This window comes from Dehalococcoidales bacterium (assembly GCA_035529395.1).
GTDB lineage: Bacteria > Chloroflexota > Dehalococcoidia > Dehalococcoidales > Fen-1064 > DUES01.
This window is the reverse complement of the sequence record DATKWT010000018.1, coordinates 1-15028: the sequence shown is the minus strand read 5'-3', so window position 1 is coordinate 15028 and position 15028 is coordinate 1. Positions and strand designations below refer to the sequence as shown.

14 protein-coding genes are annotated in these 15028 nt (G+C 57.2%); 8 read left to right on the top strand and 6 right to left on the bottom strand.

Annotated features, from left to right (window positions below; all coding sequences use genetic code 11):
• The first annotated feature begins 31 nt into the window (after nt 1-31).
• The 6 genes from secA to VMW13_01085 all read left to right on the top strand — a co-directional run bounded on the left by secA (nt 32) and on the right by VMW13_01085 (nt 5453).
• A complete protein-coding gene (gene secA, locus VMW13_01110; protein ID HUV43405.1) occupies nt 32-2638 on the top strand; it encodes a preprotein translocase subunit SecA in 2607 nt (868 codons plus the stop codon).
• Nucleotides 2635-2949, top strand: coding sequence for a hypothetical protein (locus VMW13_01105; GenBank protein HUV43404.1), 315 nt, complete (start codon nt 2635-2637; stop codon nt 2947-2949). Before secA ends, VMW13_01105 begins: the two co-directional genes overlap by 4 nt.
• Nucleotides 2946-3680, top strand: a complete 735-nt coding sequence (locus VMW13_01100) for a hypothetical protein (protein HUV43403.1) — start codon at nt 2946-2948, stop codon at nt 3678-3680. The genes VMW13_01105 and VMW13_01100 overlap by 4 nt, the downstream gene beginning before the upstream one ends.
• Entirely contained in the window at nt 3677-4516 is an 840-nt protein-coding gene (locus VMW13_01095; protein HUV43402.1) for an SDR family oxidoreductase, read from the top strand. The genes VMW13_01100 and VMW13_01095 overlap by 4 nt, the downstream gene beginning before the upstream one ends.
• Nucleotides 4517-4673: 157 nt before the next feature.
• On the top strand, nt 4674-5042 hold the full coding sequence (locus VMW13_01090; protein ID HUV43401.1) for a methyltransferase domain-containing protein: 369 nt from the start codon (nt 4674-4676) through the stop codon (nt 5040-5042).
• 105 nt (nt 5043-5147) lie between these two features.
• Entirely contained in the window at nt 5148-5453 is a 306-nt protein-coding gene (locus VMW13_01085) for a hypothetical protein (GenBank protein ID HUV43400.1), read from the top strand.
• Between the two features lie 40 nt (nt 5454-5493).
• Here the strand turns inward: VMW13_01085 and VMW13_01080 are convergent, their stop codons facing one another.
• The 6 genes from VMW13_01080 to VMW13_01055 all read right to left on the bottom strand — a co-directional run bounded on the left by VMW13_01080 (nt 5494) and on the right by VMW13_01055 (nt 12736).
• A complete protein-coding gene (locus VMW13_01080; protein ID HUV43399.1) occupies nt 5494-8325 on the bottom strand; it encodes a valine--tRNA ligase in 2832 nt (943 codons plus the stop codon).
• 57 nt (nt 8326-8382) lie between these two features.
• Complete coding sequence (locus VMW13_01075) at nt 8383-8772, bottom strand: hypothetical protein (GenBank protein ID HUV43398.1); 390 nt, start codon at nt 8770-8772, stop codon at nt 8383-8385.
• Complete coding sequence (locus tag VMW13_01070) at nt 8772-9098, bottom strand: hypothetical protein (protein ID HUV43397.1); 327 nt, start codon at nt 9096-9098, stop codon at nt 8772-8774. The genes VMW13_01075 and VMW13_01070 overlap by 1 nt, the downstream gene beginning before the upstream one ends.
• A gap of 24 nt (nt 9099-9122) precedes the next feature.
• Complete coding sequence (coaBC, locus tag VMW13_01065) at nt 9123-10313, bottom strand: bifunctional phosphopantothenoylcysteine decarboxylase/phosphopantothenate--cysteine ligase CoaBC (protein ID HUV43396.1); 1191 nt, start codon at nt 10311-10313, stop codon at nt 9123-9125.
• Nucleotides 10314-10386: 73 nt separating this feature from the next.
• Entirely contained in the window at nt 10387-11178 is a 792-nt protein-coding gene (locus tag VMW13_01060; protein ID HUV43395.1) for a type III pantothenate kinase, read from the bottom strand.
• Nucleotides 11156-12736 carry an NAD(P)H-hydrate dehydratase gene (locus VMW13_01055; GenBank protein HUV43394.1) on the bottom strand — a complete coding sequence of 527 codons (1581 nt, stop codon included), beginning with the start codon at nt 12734-12736 and terminating at the stop codon, nt 11156-11158. Before VMW13_01055 ends, VMW13_01060 begins: the two co-directional genes overlap by 23 nt.
• A 561-nt stretch (nt 12737-13297) precedes the next feature.
• Between VMW13_01055 and VMW13_01050 the strand changes: the two genes are divergently transcribed.
• Nucleotides 13298-13744, top strand: a complete 447-nt coding sequence (locus tag VMW13_01050; protein HUV43393.1) for a hypothetical protein — start codon at nt 13298-13300, stop codon at nt 13742-13744.
• A gap of 87 nt (nt 13745-13831) precedes the next feature.
• A partial coding sequence (locus tag VMW13_01045; protein HUV43392.1) for a YCF48-related protein occupies nt 13832-15028 on the top strand: 1197 nt, incomplete at its 3' end.

Here is a 15028-nt window from a genome sequence, read left to right as displayed (position 1 = left end):
GCTGCGTGCACCACTCAGTTTGCTGAGTGGAATGCTTGATTCCAACGAGAAGGAGTTGAAGCGTCTCCAGCTACTGGTGGCGAAGATAAATGAGCTTGAACCGGAGTTCGAGCGACTCAGTGATGAGGCGCTTCATGCCAAGACGAACGAGTTCAAGGGACGGTGTCAAGCGGGGAGCACGCCGGATGAACTATTACCGGAGGCCTTTGCCGCCGTGCGGGAAGCGGCCAAGCGGACTCTGAAACAGCGCCATTTCGATGTCCAGCTTATGGGCGGTATCGTTCTGCACCAGGGTAAGATTGCCGAGATGAAGACCGGCGAGGGTAAGACCCTGGTGGCCACGTTGCCGCTCTATCTCAATGCTCTGACCGGTCGGGGCTGCCACCTGGTCACCGTGAACGATTACCTATGCAAATGGCAATCGCGCTGGATGGGGCCGATATACCATGCCCTGGGTGTCAGTGTCGCCAGCCTCCAGCACGAGTCCTCGTTTGTCTATGACCCCACCCACGAAACAGATGACAAGACCTGGAGTTTCATGCGTCCGGTCTCGCGCCGGGAGGCGTACCAGGCCGATATTACCTACGGCACCAACAACGAGTTCGGGTTTGATTACCTGCGCGACAACATGGTTGTCGAACTGGAACGGTGTGTGCAGCGTCCGCTGCACTATGCCATTGTTGACGAGGTGGACAACATCCTCATCGATGAAGCGCGTACCCCGCTGATTATCAGCGGCCCGGCTGAAGAGGCGGAACAGAAGTACCAGGTCTTTGCCCGGCTTGTCCCCCGGCTGCGCCAGGACGAGCACTTCACCATAGATGAAAAGCGGCGTGCGGTTAGCCTGACTGACGATGGCATCAATGCCGTCGAGACAGCGCTGTCCCGTGATGGCGTCCTGAAGTCGCCCAGTCTCTACGACCCGGCGAATGCATCCCTGACGCGCTATATGGACAACGCACTCAAGGCACAACTGCTCTACCATCGGGATGTCGAGTACGTGGTACGGGATGGCCAGGTGGTCATTGTCGACGAGTTCACCGGACGTCTGATGTTCGGCCGTCGTTTTTCGGGGGGACTGCACCAGGCGATTGAGGCCAAAGAGCGGGTGAAGGTACAGCGGGAGAGCATGACCTATGCTACCATCACCTTCCAGAACTACTTCCGTATGTACGAAAAGCTGGCTGGAATGACGGGCACGGCGATTACCGAGGCAGAGGAGTTCCACAAGATATACAAGCTTGAAGTGGTGGTTGTCCCCACCAACGAGCCGATGATTCGGGAAGATTTTACCGACCAGATATACAAGGACGAAAATGCCAAGTTTAACGCAGTTGTGCGGGAGGTTGAGCAGTTTCATAACGAGAAGCGGCCGGTGCTCATCGGCACGGTCTCCATTGAGAAGTCGGAAGACCTGAGTGCGCGGCTGACGAGGAAAGGGGTCCGGCACCAGGTACTGAATGCCAAATTGCACGAGAAGGAAGCCGGTATCATTGCTCAGGCGGGCCGGCTGGGTACCGTGACCGTTGCTACCAACATGGCGGGGCGCGGTGTTGATATCGTCCTCGGCGGCAATCCCGAAGACCGGGATCAGAAGGAATGGCAGCAGGAACATGACGATGTAGTCGGCCTGGGCGGACTCCACATAGTGGGCACCGAGCGCCATGAGGCAAGACGTATCGACAACCAGCTCCGGGGTAGAGCGGGACGGCAGGGCGACCCGGGAAGCTCCCGCTTCTACGTGTCCCTGGAAGATGACGTGATGAAGCGTTTTGGCGGCGACCGCGTGAAGGGCGTCATGGAGTGGGCCGGTATTGGCGAAGACACACCCATTGAGAACCGGCTGGTGAACCGTTCCATCGAGAGTGCCCAGGTCAACGTGGAGGGCTACAACTTCGACATACGGAAACACCTGGTCGACTATGACGATGTAATCAACGCCCAGCGCGAGCTTATCTACAGCGAGCGCAGCAAGATTATCAGCGGCGCCGACCTCAAGGCTAACATCCAGGACATGGTGGCCCAGGAGATACAGGGAGTCGTGGGCAGCTTTACGCGGAATGAGAACCCTGAAGAGGATATGGCCGGCTTGCTTACCGAGGTCGCCACGGTTATGCCGTTACCCCCGACCATCGATGCCGGTGCTCTCACCGAGTTGAAGCCCAGGCAGATTGAGGATAAGCTCATTGAGATTGGAGAGTCTGTCTACGAGCAACGGGAGCAGGAACTGGGTGCGGACAACATGAGGATGCTGGAGCGTCTGCTGATGCTGCGCATCATCGACAGCCTCTGGGTGGAGCACCTTACCGAGATGGACTACATGCGCCAGGGGATAGGGCTTCAAGCGTATGCCCAGCGTGACCCTCTGGTGGCCTACAAGCGTGAAGGCGCCGCCCAGTTCCAGGCCCTGCTGGACAGTATCCGGCATGATGTCATCCACTCTATCTTCCATGTTAGTCTTGCCAGGGAACCGGTGCAAAGGCAGGTGCCGAAGGAGATGGCGAAAATGATTGCCAGCCGGGGCGATGATGGCCCCAGGCAGCCACAGAAGGTGAAGGTGGCCGGTAAGAAGATAGGGCGCAACGACCCCTGCCCCTGTGGCAGCGGCAAGAAGTACAAGCACTGCTGTGGTAAGTGAGGGACATCAGTATAGGCCGTCACGCGATATCAGCCATGAACAACACTGAAATCGCCGGGGTGTTTCGGGAGATTGCCGACCTGCTGGAGAAGCAGAAGGAGAACTGGTTCAAGATACGGGCTTACCGCAAGGCAGCCGATGCCATTGAAGGCCAGACAGTCGCCGTGGAGCAGCTTGTTGCCCAAGGTAGACTGAGGGAAATCCCCGGAGTCGGTGAGGCCATCACAAAGAAGGTCACCGAGCTGGTAACCACGGGCAGCTTGCAGTATTACGATAAGCTACGGGCAGAAGCAGGCGAGGACAAGAAGTGACTGGCCTGGATAGCGAGCAATTATCAACTCAATTGACGGCAGAAAACGCGGCCATCCGGCACCTGGAGGAGGCTGTCGCCACCGGGAGGGATTGGCACATTGCCCTGCTGGAAGCAATTGCCCTGTGGGATATTACCGAAGAAACGTATGACGGGCACCTCTACCGTTACGTTATTGCCGGGGAAGCACTGGACTGGATGGTGGTTGCGGAACGTCTGTGCGCCGCGGTAGACGGCCTCCTGCCTGAGAGCGAAAAGTTGGCCTTTCTCTTTCACGGTGAGTTCCCCTCTGATATAACCACAGAGCAGTTCAAGGAGCTTATCGGTAGTGTTCGCTATCACCAGTACCTGAACTATTTCTACGGTATCACCGTGGAGGAAGCGCTGTTCTGGGCAGTGCGTGACGAAGTCCGCAAAGAGAAGTGGGTGTCCGGTCTCGCCAGAGAGCAGGACCCGTCCGACGAGGTCTACCGGCGTATCTACCGGCAGGAGATGGCTGTTCTGTTGAGAGAATTCCGCATGGAAAAGGGTTATCCCCACCGCAGGTCTACCAGCCTGCTGGAGATGAAGGAGTTCACCTACTGGCTGTTTAAATACCGGCTGAAACGCAGCGATAAGGCCAGGGTAGCCAGTGATACCAGGAAGGGTCTGGACTGGCTGCGTAGTAATGGACTTCTGGGGCGCCCCCTGTCGGGTGGACAGACCCTGGAAGACAACAGGAGGCACCGATGAAACTGGAAGGTAAGGTAGCCGTGGTTACCGCGGCAGGACGGGGAATCGGTCGGGCCATCGCCCTCTGTCTTGCCAGGGAAGGAGCGGACCTTGCCGTCAACTCCTACCAGGAAGAAACGACGGCGGCCGTCGTGGCCGAGATTAAGGGCATGGACAGGCGTGCTCTGGCGCTACCCGGCGATATCACCAGGGTAGAAGTGGTCGAGCGTGTCATCAATAGCACTGTCGCTGCCTTCGGCAGGATAGACATCCTGGTGAACAATGTCGGAGGCGGTCCGCCGGTCCCGAAGGAACCCGATAGCGGTTCTCTGGGCCGTGTCGTGGCGGAGTGGGACGGGATGTATGAGCAGAACCTCAGGGCGCCCGTGCTGATGTGCCGTGCGATTGCTCCCCATTTCATGGCGCAGAAGAGCGGTAAAATCGTGAACATATCGTCGGTATCCGGGCGTGACACCTACACCTCACACACATCACCGCTGTCCTACGCCGCCATGAAGGCCGGCCTGCTCCGGTTCACTCACTCGCTGGCGGAGGAGCTAGGCCCATACGATGTCAACGTCAACTGTGTCTGTCCGGGATACGTCTACACGGATACCTGGAAGAGAAGCGCGCAGAGGATGGTCGAGACCAGGCCGGAGTACAAGGGCATGACGCCGCGAGAGTGGTTCGATGCCCTGAACGAGGGAAAGTTCCCCGAGCTTGCCCCCCCGACTCCGCTGGGGAGAGAGCAGACGGCAGAGGACATCGCCGAGGCGGTCCTGTTTCTGGTTTCCAACGAGGGGAAGAATATCACCGGCCAGACGCTGAACGTTGACGGCGGGCGCAACCGGAACTAGCTGAATCGCAGCGACAAGGGCAGCGTGGCCATTGATACCAGGAAGGGTCTGGACTGGCTGCATAATAATGGTCTTCTGGGGCGTTCGGTAACTGGCAGGTAGCGATATCGGGCTAATGCCAGGATCAATCATACTCCATCAGTGTAAGGTATCTATTGTGGATGCGCACCTTGAACGATACGAGTTGTTCGGTTGGGACTATCCATATCTAAATCCTCTTGCGGATAAAGAGATTGCCTGGTATACGAAGTCCGCGCGGAGAACCGGCGGCCCAGTCTTGGAACTTACCTGTGGCACGGCTCGACTGCTCACAGCGATTGCCCGGGCTGGTTATACAGTCGAAGGCATTGACCTGTCACAAAACATGATTGATATAGCCAGCGAGCGTGTTTCTGGAATGCCTTCTGAAGTTGCATCCCGGATTTTTCTGCATCGTGCGGACATGACTGATTTTCAGCTTGACAGACATTTTGGCCTCGTCATCATCGCGGATAATTCCTTTCGTGAACTTAATACCGGGAAATAACAGTTATCGTGTTTGAAGTATGTCCATCGGCATTCACGGTCGGGTGGAAAACTCCTGGTAGCAGTACGTCGCTCGGGGACCCTGGGATTTGGTGGCGACCAACGAATGCCTGAGTGGTCAAAACCTGTCAGTCATCCAGTAACCCGCGATTCAGTCGAGCGGAAGGTTGTGAGTGAGCTTAGTCAAGACGGGAAGTGGGCAGTCACTGTTTACTATTACAAAACAAGACACAAGGACGGTAGTGAGGCTGTAGAAAAATTCGTCTCGGAAGCGCCGGTGATGTCGATGGATGACTATTCGTCCTTGTTCTCTGAGGCCGGATTTTCTGCGAATGCTTTGATTAACTATGAGGAGCAAGCGGACGACGGGAAGAATCTCATCGTCTGTTTTGTCTGCGATAGACTGCCGTGAGAGCGTTCCAGACCATCAAGTCCTGAGCCCAAACCAGGAACTAAGTCAGCCGCCTGAGTTCCTGCCGCAGTCTTTCCAGCCTGTCCTTTCGCTCGGTAAGTCGACCACGTTCCTTTTCGATAACGGCTTCCGGTGCCTTGCTTAGAAATGCCTGGTCCTTCAGCCTGGCTTCCAGTCGGGCAACATCCGCCGCGACCTCTGCTATCTCCTTGCCGAGGCGCTCCCGTTCCGCGACCATGTCAACCATGCTCTCCATCGGGATGACGACCTCGGTCTCCTTCAGCACCAGAACGATATCGTTGTCGCTGGCTTGCTCCGGCTGGCGGTTATCGTGGAAGGTCACCGGCCTGGCCCTGGCCAGGGTCTCGATAGCCGCTGCGTGCTCCCGGATAGACCCGGTCAACTCACCACCGAAAACATTGGCCTCGACCCACCGTGCCAGTTCTACCTTATGCTGCGTGCGGACGTTGCGGATGGCGCGCACTATCTCCACCACGGATTCCATGATGCGCTCTGCCTCGGCATCGAAAGTACTCGTGTCAACCTCCGGATAATACGCTACCACTATCGATTCCGTGGGTTGCCAGTCGGTGGGCAGGCGTTGTCTCAGGTGCTGCCACAACTCCTCGGTGATGAAGGGCATGTAGGGGTGCAGCAAGCGGAGCGATGTCTCCAGCGCGTGCACCAGCACGGGTATCGGGGAGGGAGACGTACCGGCTTCGGGGTTAAGGCGTATCTTGGCTATCTCGATATACCAGTCACAGAACTCGCCCCACAGGAAATCGTGCATCTGCCTTAGGGCTTCACCGAGCTGGAAGTCATCCAGGAGACCGGTGACACTGGACACGGTACGGTTCAACCGACTGAGAATCCAGCGGTCTTCACGGGGAAGTCGGTCCCACTCTATGGTGAGGTCGCCGCCTGCGGACTCGATGCTCCTGACGACGAACCGGGTGGCGTTCCAGAGCTTGTTGGCGAAATTGCGGCCCGCCTCCACTTTCTCCTCTCCCAGCTTGATGTCATTTCCGGGGGATGTGCCGGTCATGATGGCAAAGCGCAGGGCATCGGCACCATACTTGTTGACGACGCCTATCGGGTCAATGCCCGTGCCCTTGACCTTGCTCATCTTCTCGCCGTGGGCGTCGCGCAGCAGGCCGTGCAGGTAGACGGTGTGGAAGGGGATGTCGCCTGCGTCTTCCAGCCCCATCACAATCATCCGTGCAACCCAGAAGGGGAGTATGTCATAGCCGGTCTCCATGACCGAGGTGGGGTAGAAGTAGCGCAGGTCCTCGGTGTCGTCCGGCCACCCCAGTGTGGAATGAGGCCACAGCGCGGAGCTGAACCAGGTGTCAAGCACATCCGTGTCCTGGATGAGACTCCGGCTTTCGCAGCTAGGGCACACCTCCGGTTCCTCCACCGCTACTATATTGGCCGTCCCCAGGTCGACGTAGCCCGACTCTATACTGTCCGCTATCTCCTGCCGACTTAGGCCCGTGTTTTCCAGCGCCAAGTAGTCATGTATGGTTTCGGTCAGACCGTGCTTCCTCAGGACCGCATCCGAAAGCCTGAGGTGAATCCTGTGGCCATCGCACTTCCCGCAGTACCAGACCGGGATTCTGTGCCCCCACCAGAGTTGGCGGCTGATACACCAGTCGCGGATGTTCTCCATCCAGTTCAGGTAGACCTTGATGAAGCGTTCCGGGAGGATTCTGATACGGCCGTCCACCACGGAGTCTATCGCCGGTCCGGCCAGCGGCTTCATGCTGACGAACCACTGTTTGCTGGCCAGCGGCTCGATGATTGTCTGGCAACGGTCACAGTGCCCGACCGAGTGGGAGTAGGGCTCTATCTTCACGAGCAAGCCGTCTTTTTCCAGGTCGGCTACTATCATTTCACGGCAGGTAAACCGGTCCATGCCTTCATAAGGCCCGGCGTTCTCGTTCATGGTGGCATCGTTGTTAAGAATGTTCACCAGGGGAAGGTTGTGGCGCTGGGCTACCTCGAAGTCCACAGGGTCGTGCTGCGGGGTTATCTTGACGGCACCGGTACCGAATGCGGCGTCGACGGCGTCGTCGGCGATTATGGGTATCTCGCGTTTGACGGCGGGCAGAATGACCTTCTTGCCTACCATGTCCTTGAACCGCTCATCGTCGGGGTTCACGGCTACGGCGGTATCACCGAGGATGGTCTCCGGTCGTGTCGTGGCCACAGTGATGTAGCCGCTACCATCCGTAAGAGGGTAGCGGACGTACCAGAGGTGGCCGGTCAGGTCCTTGTGGTCCACTTCGAGGTCGGATATAGCGGTGGCGCAACGCGGACACCAGTTGATGATGCGCTCTCCCTTGTAGATGAGGCCTTTCTCGTAGAGGCGGACGAAGGCGGTGCGTACTGCCCGTGAGGGCCCTTCTTCCAGGGTGTACCTCTCCCGACTCCAGTCGCACGAAGAGCCCAGCCGCTGCTCCTGCTCGGTTATGGTCTTGCGGCACTGCTCCGCCCACCGGTGCATTCTCTCGAGGAACTTCTCACGGCCGATATCTTGCCGGGTAAGGCCTTCTTCTGCGAGTATCCGCTCCACGACCACCTGGGCACCGATACCTGAGTGGTCGATACCGGGCAGCCACAGGGCTGAATCGCCCTTCATCCGGTGCCAGCGGGTCAGGATGTCCTCCGGGGTCAGGAAGCAGACGTGCCCCATGTGCAGGTCGCCGGTGACGTTGGGTAGAGGCATCATTATAGTAAAGGGCTTCTTATCGGGGTCTATCTCGGCCCGGAAATAATCCTTCTCCAACCAGAATCTGAACCACTTCGGCTCGACTCTGACGGCTTCGTAGGCTTTGGGCATCTCCGGTTCGATTTGTGGGACATGTGTCATGCTTGTTTCTCCGAGATTTTTCTTGTCCGGGTTACTCTCACGCCCTGAGCCAGAAGCTCAAGATGTGGGGTCTGCGTCATAATTCGCTTCCAACACCGACAATTTCGCAGGCGCGGCACGCCCCTGCCGGAATCTCGTCCAGAAGGCGTACAGGAATCCCAGCGTGCCGGCCGCGTCAACAAGACTGACAAATGCCCTATAGCCCTTGGTGGTCAGACTCATGGTATCAAGGGGGTCGCCCGCCTCGAATCGCCAGAGGCTGATCGCAACCGAAAAGATGCCGAGGACAGTGGCGGCTATCTTGAGACTGCAGGCCACGATGAGGAACTGCTCCGTTCTGCGCCCACCACGCCGCAGCATGATTATAGCCAGAATCAGAATGGCGACCCAGAACACCAGCGCTGGAGCCGCGCCAATAAGGCCGCCGTAGAATATCGCAATATCCATCAGGCCGTCTCCGGTCTCTTCGGCCTGAATCTCAGCCAGAAGGCAAGACCAAGGCAGATGATACCCGCCAGAGCCGGAACGCCAGCTAGTAGGGAGAGAGCCAGGCCGAACTCTGCTGCTGACATTGCCTGCTCACGTATCCAGGGCATGACGTTGGTCAGTAATAATGAGATCAGCCGCGCGGCCAGCATCAGGCTACAGCCCGCCAGCAACAGCTTCTCTGCCCTACGCCCGCCTCGCCTGACCATCACAATCGCCAGCACGATACCAATAAGCCATGCCACGATCTCAGGGCTCGCTCTTAGCCAGGAAGTGTCAAACAACATCCCTCCAGGTGTCCCGCCATCTGACTAGCCGGATGTTAACAACCCCACCACCCTGTCCAGCACCCTGTCGGCTACCTCTCGCTTGGTCATCAGGGGCAGGTCTTCCGTCTTGCCCTCTCTATCGATGATGGTCACCTTATTGGTATCGACCCCGAAGCCGCTGTCGGCGGCGGTAACATCGTTGGCCACCATCAGGTCAAGCCGCTTTCGCTCCAGCTTCCCTCTGGCGTTGTCCAGCAGGTTCTCCGTCTCGGCGGAGAAGCCCACCTTGATAAAGTCCCCGCTGACTTCGCTGATGATGTCCGGTGCCTTCACCAGGTCTACGGTGAGGGCAGCAGACCCCTTCTTTATCTTCTGGTCGGCGACACTCTTCGCCACGTAGTCGGCGGGAGCGGCCGCCATTATCAGTGCATCCGCTTTCGTAGTGGCCTTGGCTACCGCCTCATTCATTTCAACGACTGATTCTACGTTGATAACCTCCATGCCTGCCGGTACCGGCAGCGATACCGGGGCGGTAATCAATGTAACCGTCGCCCCTCTGTCCCGGGCTGCTTCCGCCAGGGCAAAGCCCATCTTGCCCGAGGAGCGGTTCCCGATATAGCGCACCGGGTCGATAGCTTCCCGCGTACCGCCGGCGGTAACAACGATGCCTTTCCCGGCGAGGTCGCCCTTTCTGCCCAGCACCTGCTGCACGGTGCCCATGATTTCGCTGATGTCGACGAAGCGTCCCAGGCCCATACTGCCCGAGGCGAGACGCCCGTACCCCGGCCCGACGAATGTGAAGCCCCTCTCCTTCAGACGGAGGACGTTCTCCTGGGTGACCGGGTTCTGCCACATATTGACGTTCATCGCCGGTGCCACGACCACCGGTGCTTTGGTGGCGAGGACGGTAGTGGTCAGCATGTCGTCGGCAATGCCGGTGGCGATTTTTGCGATGATGTTTGCTGTTGCCGGGGCAATGACCACTATATCCGCCGCCTCGGCCAGAGCGATATGCTCAACGCTGAACTCGGAGTTAAGCTCGAACATACTGGTGACTACCGGCCGGTGCGTGATGGCACGGAATGTCAGCGGCGCAACGAACTCCATGGCGGACCCGGTCATGATAACGTTCACTATAGCCCCGCCCTGGGTAAGCTTGCTCGCCAGGTCGGCCGCCTTATAGGCGGCAATGCCTCCGGTCACTCCCAGTACTACTGTCTTATCAGTTAGCATCTTCCCACCTCCCGGTAAGTCAGGCGAACCTGACGTCCGCGTCAGGCCAACCTGATGGCACCGTTAGGTGACATCAGGCATTCATCAGGTAGATAAGTCTCAGTCCTATCAGGGTGATATCCGGGTTGACCATGTCAAGTGCAGGGGTCTCGCCCACTATCAACCGGGCATATCCCCCGGTGGCCACGACCTTGGCCTTCTCCCCCAACTGTTTCTGGATGCGGGCTAGTATTCCCTCAATCAGACCGGCGTAACCGAAGATGACGCCGGCCTGCATCGCTGAGATCGTATTGCTGCCAATGGCCTGCGCCGGGGCGACCAGCTCTATCCTGGGCAGTGCCGCCGTCCGTGTGAATAAGGCATCGGCGGCGCCGGCAATGCCGGGCGCAACCACCCCGCCGACCCAATCACCCTCCCGGGACACGACGTCGAATGTGGTTGCCGTCCCGACGTCTACCACGATTACGGGTCCTTCGTAGAGGTGATGGGCGGCAGCAGCATTGGCAATCCGGTCCGGCCCAACCTCCCGGGGATTGTCGAAGCGGATACGTACTCCGGTCTTGACACCCGGACTCACTATCAGCGGGGTAATACCGAAGTAATGCTGGAAGAGCTCCTCAAAAATGACAATCAGGGGCGGGACAGTGCTGCACATGGCTATTCCCGTGATATTGGATGGTGTCAGGTCCCGGTGGCCGAGCATGCTCAGCATTGCGATTGCGTATTCGTCCGGCATCTTGTTGACGTTGGTAGCCATACGCCAGGTAGCCAGCAGATTCTCCCCGTCGAAGACACCAAAGGTGATATTGGTGTTGCCGATGTCTATTGCCAGCAGCATGTCCTTACTTCGCAGAGGTAGTGTCATTAATATTCTCTTTAAGCTGTTTAATTACCAGCGGCAGCGCGCGGAGCAGGTCGCTGGCTACCATGCCGGTATCCCCTAACCTGGCCTTAACACTCTCTCCGGCCTGACCGTGTAGATAGACACCGCAAGCGGCGGCCTCTGTAGGCGACTGGCCCTGCGCCCGCAGTCCGGCTATAGCACCGGCCAGAACGTCGCCGGTACCTGCCGAGGCAAGTCCAGGGTTGGCTATCACGCTCACCATGCACTGTCCGTCCGGTGCGGCGACAACAGTATACGCACCCTTGAGCACGACCGTTTTCCGCCACTCCCGGGCAGTCCTTCTGGCAGTCCCTATCCTGTCCGACTGCACCTCGTCGACAGTGACTCCGGCCAGCCGGGACATTTCGCCGGGGTGTGGAGTAAGTATAGCATCATCGGGTAGCTGTTGCCACCAGTCTGGAATCCCTGCTAAGGTATTGAGGGCATCGGCATCCAGCACCAGGGGCAAGCGTGCCGGGTGCTGTCCGAACAGGACTTCCCTGATGAATTCCACCGTTGGTGGACTTTGCCCCAGGCCGCAGCCCATCAGGAGGACGCCGTAGCTGTCAAGTTCCTCGTGCAGGAGTCCGGCGGCCTCTGGTGAAACAATGCCGCGATGGGCTTCAGGCAGGGGCAGATAGGTTGTCTCGATAAGTGCGGAGGCTACGATTGACTGCACTGTCGGCGTCGTGGCCAGGGTAACCAGTCCGGCACCGACCCGCATCGCACCGCTGCAGGCGAGATAGGCAGCACCGATGTATCGTTCGGAGCCGGCAACGACCATGACCCTGCCGAAACTCCCTTTGTTGGCCAGCAGTGGGCGTTTCGGGAGTACAGACCGGACCCAGGCATCGGAGATAAGCTCCACGGCTACCTCATCGGCCAGACCGTCTGGTATCCCGATGTCAACGGTGGTGATTTGGCCGGCCCTCGCCGCTTCAGCGGCGTTGAAAAGACCGACCTTGGGGAAACCGAGCGCAATCGTGTTGTCAACGTGGAGGCAGGCGATATCAGCCGAGCCGGTGTCGGCGTCGAGGCCGGACGGCAGGTCCAGCGCGAAAAGACGGAGGGTCGGGCGACTTGCCTGTTCACGGTTCACCGCCTCAAGCGCCTCCCGGAAAATACCTGTGAGGGGACGGCTCCGGCCAGTGCCGAATACGGCATCGATAACGACACTCGCTAATGAGAGCATTGCCCCAAGCGTGGTCAGGTTCTCATCCTGGGTTTTCTGGACACAGGTGATTTTACGCTCCTGGACCAGTTTCAGGTTCGGGTCGTCTGAGTGCCTGTTACCGAGAAGATAGAGGCTGACACGCGCTCCCCAATCGTGCAGGTAACGGGCAGAGACCAGGCCGTCGCCGCCGTTGTTTCCCGGTCCGATGAGGAGGAGAATACCCTGTCCCTCAACGATACCCACTGCATCCCTGACCTGCTCTGCCACTGCCTTCCCGGCATTCTCCATGAGCACGCTGGCAGGTTGGCCAATGCTGGCACAGGCCTCTTCGATACTGCGCATCTCGTCAACAGTTACTACTTTCACAGAGTTGCCCTCAGATAAACCGTCGGTGACTGACCATCATGCCTTATTCCGGATACCCCCTTCATGTGAAGCTTTATTTGCAGTGTAGCAACAAGCCGTAAATCGGTCAAGGAATACCGAACATCGGTTTTACTCAATCTTAGTTGGTGGCTCACTGTCAGAAACTCCCCATGTAGCCCATAGTCTTTGTAATTGGCAGAATTAATATACTGGTCTATTCATCTCTAACTTCACCACCGATAGAGTAATCCTCTAACAGGGTGCTGAAAAAGGGGGTGGCGGCGACAGGCGGGACGACGAAAAGCGCCGAAAAGGGAAACAATTCGAGGCTGATCAGGCGTGATTTGTTTCTGCAGTTATGTCTAGCTGGCGGCAGCTATGTCCAGATGAGAGGGCACTTCCGGCTATGTCGACGCCGACCGGACTGTCAGTGCTGTGGGAGATTGACAACCAAGTGCCATGGATATACTATTTCGGACAAGAGCGGTGATGGAACGGGATGCCTCACCGCGAGTTGAAGTGGGAAATCCCGGTTAAGGCTCCCGTAACGGCTGGTGTGAAATGCAACGGTTCTTTAAACTGGCACTTATTTTCAGTATCATCACACCTGTTATGGTGACGGCGTGTCGTGTGCCTGAGCCTGTAGATAATTTCGATGAGTTACTTGATAGATTACGCCAGGCAGAAGCGGCGGTTGAGGTCAGTACACGTACAGGAAGCAGCTTGCACCTCTCGGTGGTTGGTAGACTTATTACGGTAAACAAAGAAAATGTCATGGTCTTCGAGTATGAAGATGTTACCAGTGCTAAGATGGAAACCGAAGCGTTGGCCGGGGGCGGTCCGGGGTTGGTTTTCTTTGAAGAAGACCAACCCCCCGTTACAGAAATATTGTCAGGGCGGAAGCACTATTACCGTTCCGGGCGGTTCATTCTAACCTATTCAGGAGAGAACGAGATAGTACTACAGCCACTGAAAGGGGTTGTTGGCCGTCCCTTTGAAATACGGTAGGGCACAGTTCTTTTGCCTTGATATGCAGGGGATGCCAGGGTCATAAGAACCGCTACTGCTGCATGAATAACTCTAAAAAGGATTGATGTGAAAAAGCTGATAACAGGTATCCTTGCGCTGCTGTTAATCATAGCCGCTGGATGTGAGAATAACGCTGGTACTACTGAGCCCGCCGGTGCCGATACGTCTCAAGGTGAATGGGAGTTGGTTTACGAAGCTGAAGATAACCAGCACTATCACGCATTGTATTTTACCGATGTGAACAACGGCTGGGCAGTCGGCGATTCCGGTGCTATTCTGCACTTCGGGGACAGCGGTTATTCGTGGGAGGTCAGGGAAAGTGGGACAGAGAGTGACCTGAACTGCATCCACTTCTCCAGCAAGCAAAGAGGTTGGATAGCCGGTTCTGAAGGTACGCTTGGCATCACCACGGATGGTGGAAATACCTGGGCATGGCAGCGGCCCAGAGAAGGCTCCGGTGGCTCGTTCACGGATATTTATTTTACAGATGAGTCCACCGGCTGGCTGGTAAATAATTACGGGAAAATACTCCATACCGAAGATAGTGGTGTGACCTGGGTATCCCAGGATAGCGGTACTCACTACGCTCTTACGTCAGTTCACTTCCTGAATTCTGAAAAGGGATGGGCAACAGCAACCAACCGGATTGTTCTTATCACAACCGATGGCGGTAATAGCTGGAATACAGCAGAAGTTAATCTGTCTTTACCCGGTGGAACCCTGTTCACTGATGTGTTCTTTATTGATGGTATGAACGGATGGATAACCACTACTACCATGGCAAGCTCTGATTCACGAGTAACCTACTCACCTCTCCTCCACACCACAGATGGTGGCGAGTCATGGTTCGTGCAGGCATCACCGCCGGACAAGTGGCTGAGGCGTATCAGTTTGGTAGATGGGGATGTTGGTTGGTTGCTAGGCATGAGTGGATTGTACTACACGGAGGATGGCGGTATTTCGTGGAGTTCCCGGTTGGATAGCGGGGGTGACCCCTTCGTGGATATATGCCTCGTGGATAATCTGCATCTTTGGGTTCTTAGCTACACAGGTAATATCTATAAGTACGCTGCCAATGCGGAAAAGAGCAAAGAACCATCAACTGAGAGCTGGCAGGTTGGCGAGAAATGGGAGTATGGTCAGCAGGCTATCTGGGGGGACATTATGGTCGGTCTTGAAACCGACCGCGAGGGTGGTCAGATACCCAGGTACTATATTTCTACATATGACCTGCGCTCACGGGAGAAAGAGCGGGTGCTGGAG

What these genes read in the sequence shown, in the direction of transcription:
- secA (HUV43405.1), top strand. Translation starts at nt 32, where the DNA reads ATGCTTGATTCCAACGAGAAGGAGTTGAAGCGTCTCCAGCTACTGGTG.
- VMW13_01095 (HUV43402.1), top strand. Translation starts at nt 3,677, where the DNA reads ATGAAACTGGAAGGTAAGGTAGCCGTGGTTACCGCGGCAGGACGGGGA.
- VMW13_01085 (HUV43400.1), top strand. Translation starts at nt 5,148, where the DNA reads ATGCCTGAGTGGTCAAAACCTGTCAGTCATCCAGTAACCCGCGATTCA.
- VMW13_01080 (HUV43399.1), bottom strand. Translation starts at nt 8,325, where the DNA reads ATGACACATGTCCCACAAATCGAACCGGAGATGCCCAAAGCCTACGAA.
- VMW13_01075 (HUV43398.1), bottom strand. Translation starts at nt 8,772, where the DNA reads ATGGATATTGCGATATTCTACGGCGGCCTTATTGGCGCGGCTCCAGCG.
- VMW13_01070 (HUV43397.1), bottom strand. Translation starts at nt 9,098, where the DNA reads ATGTTGTTTGACACTTCCTGGCTAAGAGCGAGCCCTGAGATCGTGGCA.
- coaBC (HUV43396.1), bottom strand. Translation starts at nt 10,313, where the DNA reads ATGCTAACTGATAAGACAGTAGTACTGGGAGTGACCGGAGGCATTGCC.
- VMW13_01060 (HUV43395.1), bottom strand. Translation starts at nt 11,178, where the DNA reads ATGACACTACCTCTGCGAAGTAAGGACATGCTGCTGGCAATAGACATC.
- VMW13_01050 (HUV43393.1), top strand. Translation starts at nt 13,298, where the DNA reads ATGCAACGGTTCTTTAAACTGGCACTTATTTTCAGTATCATCACACCT.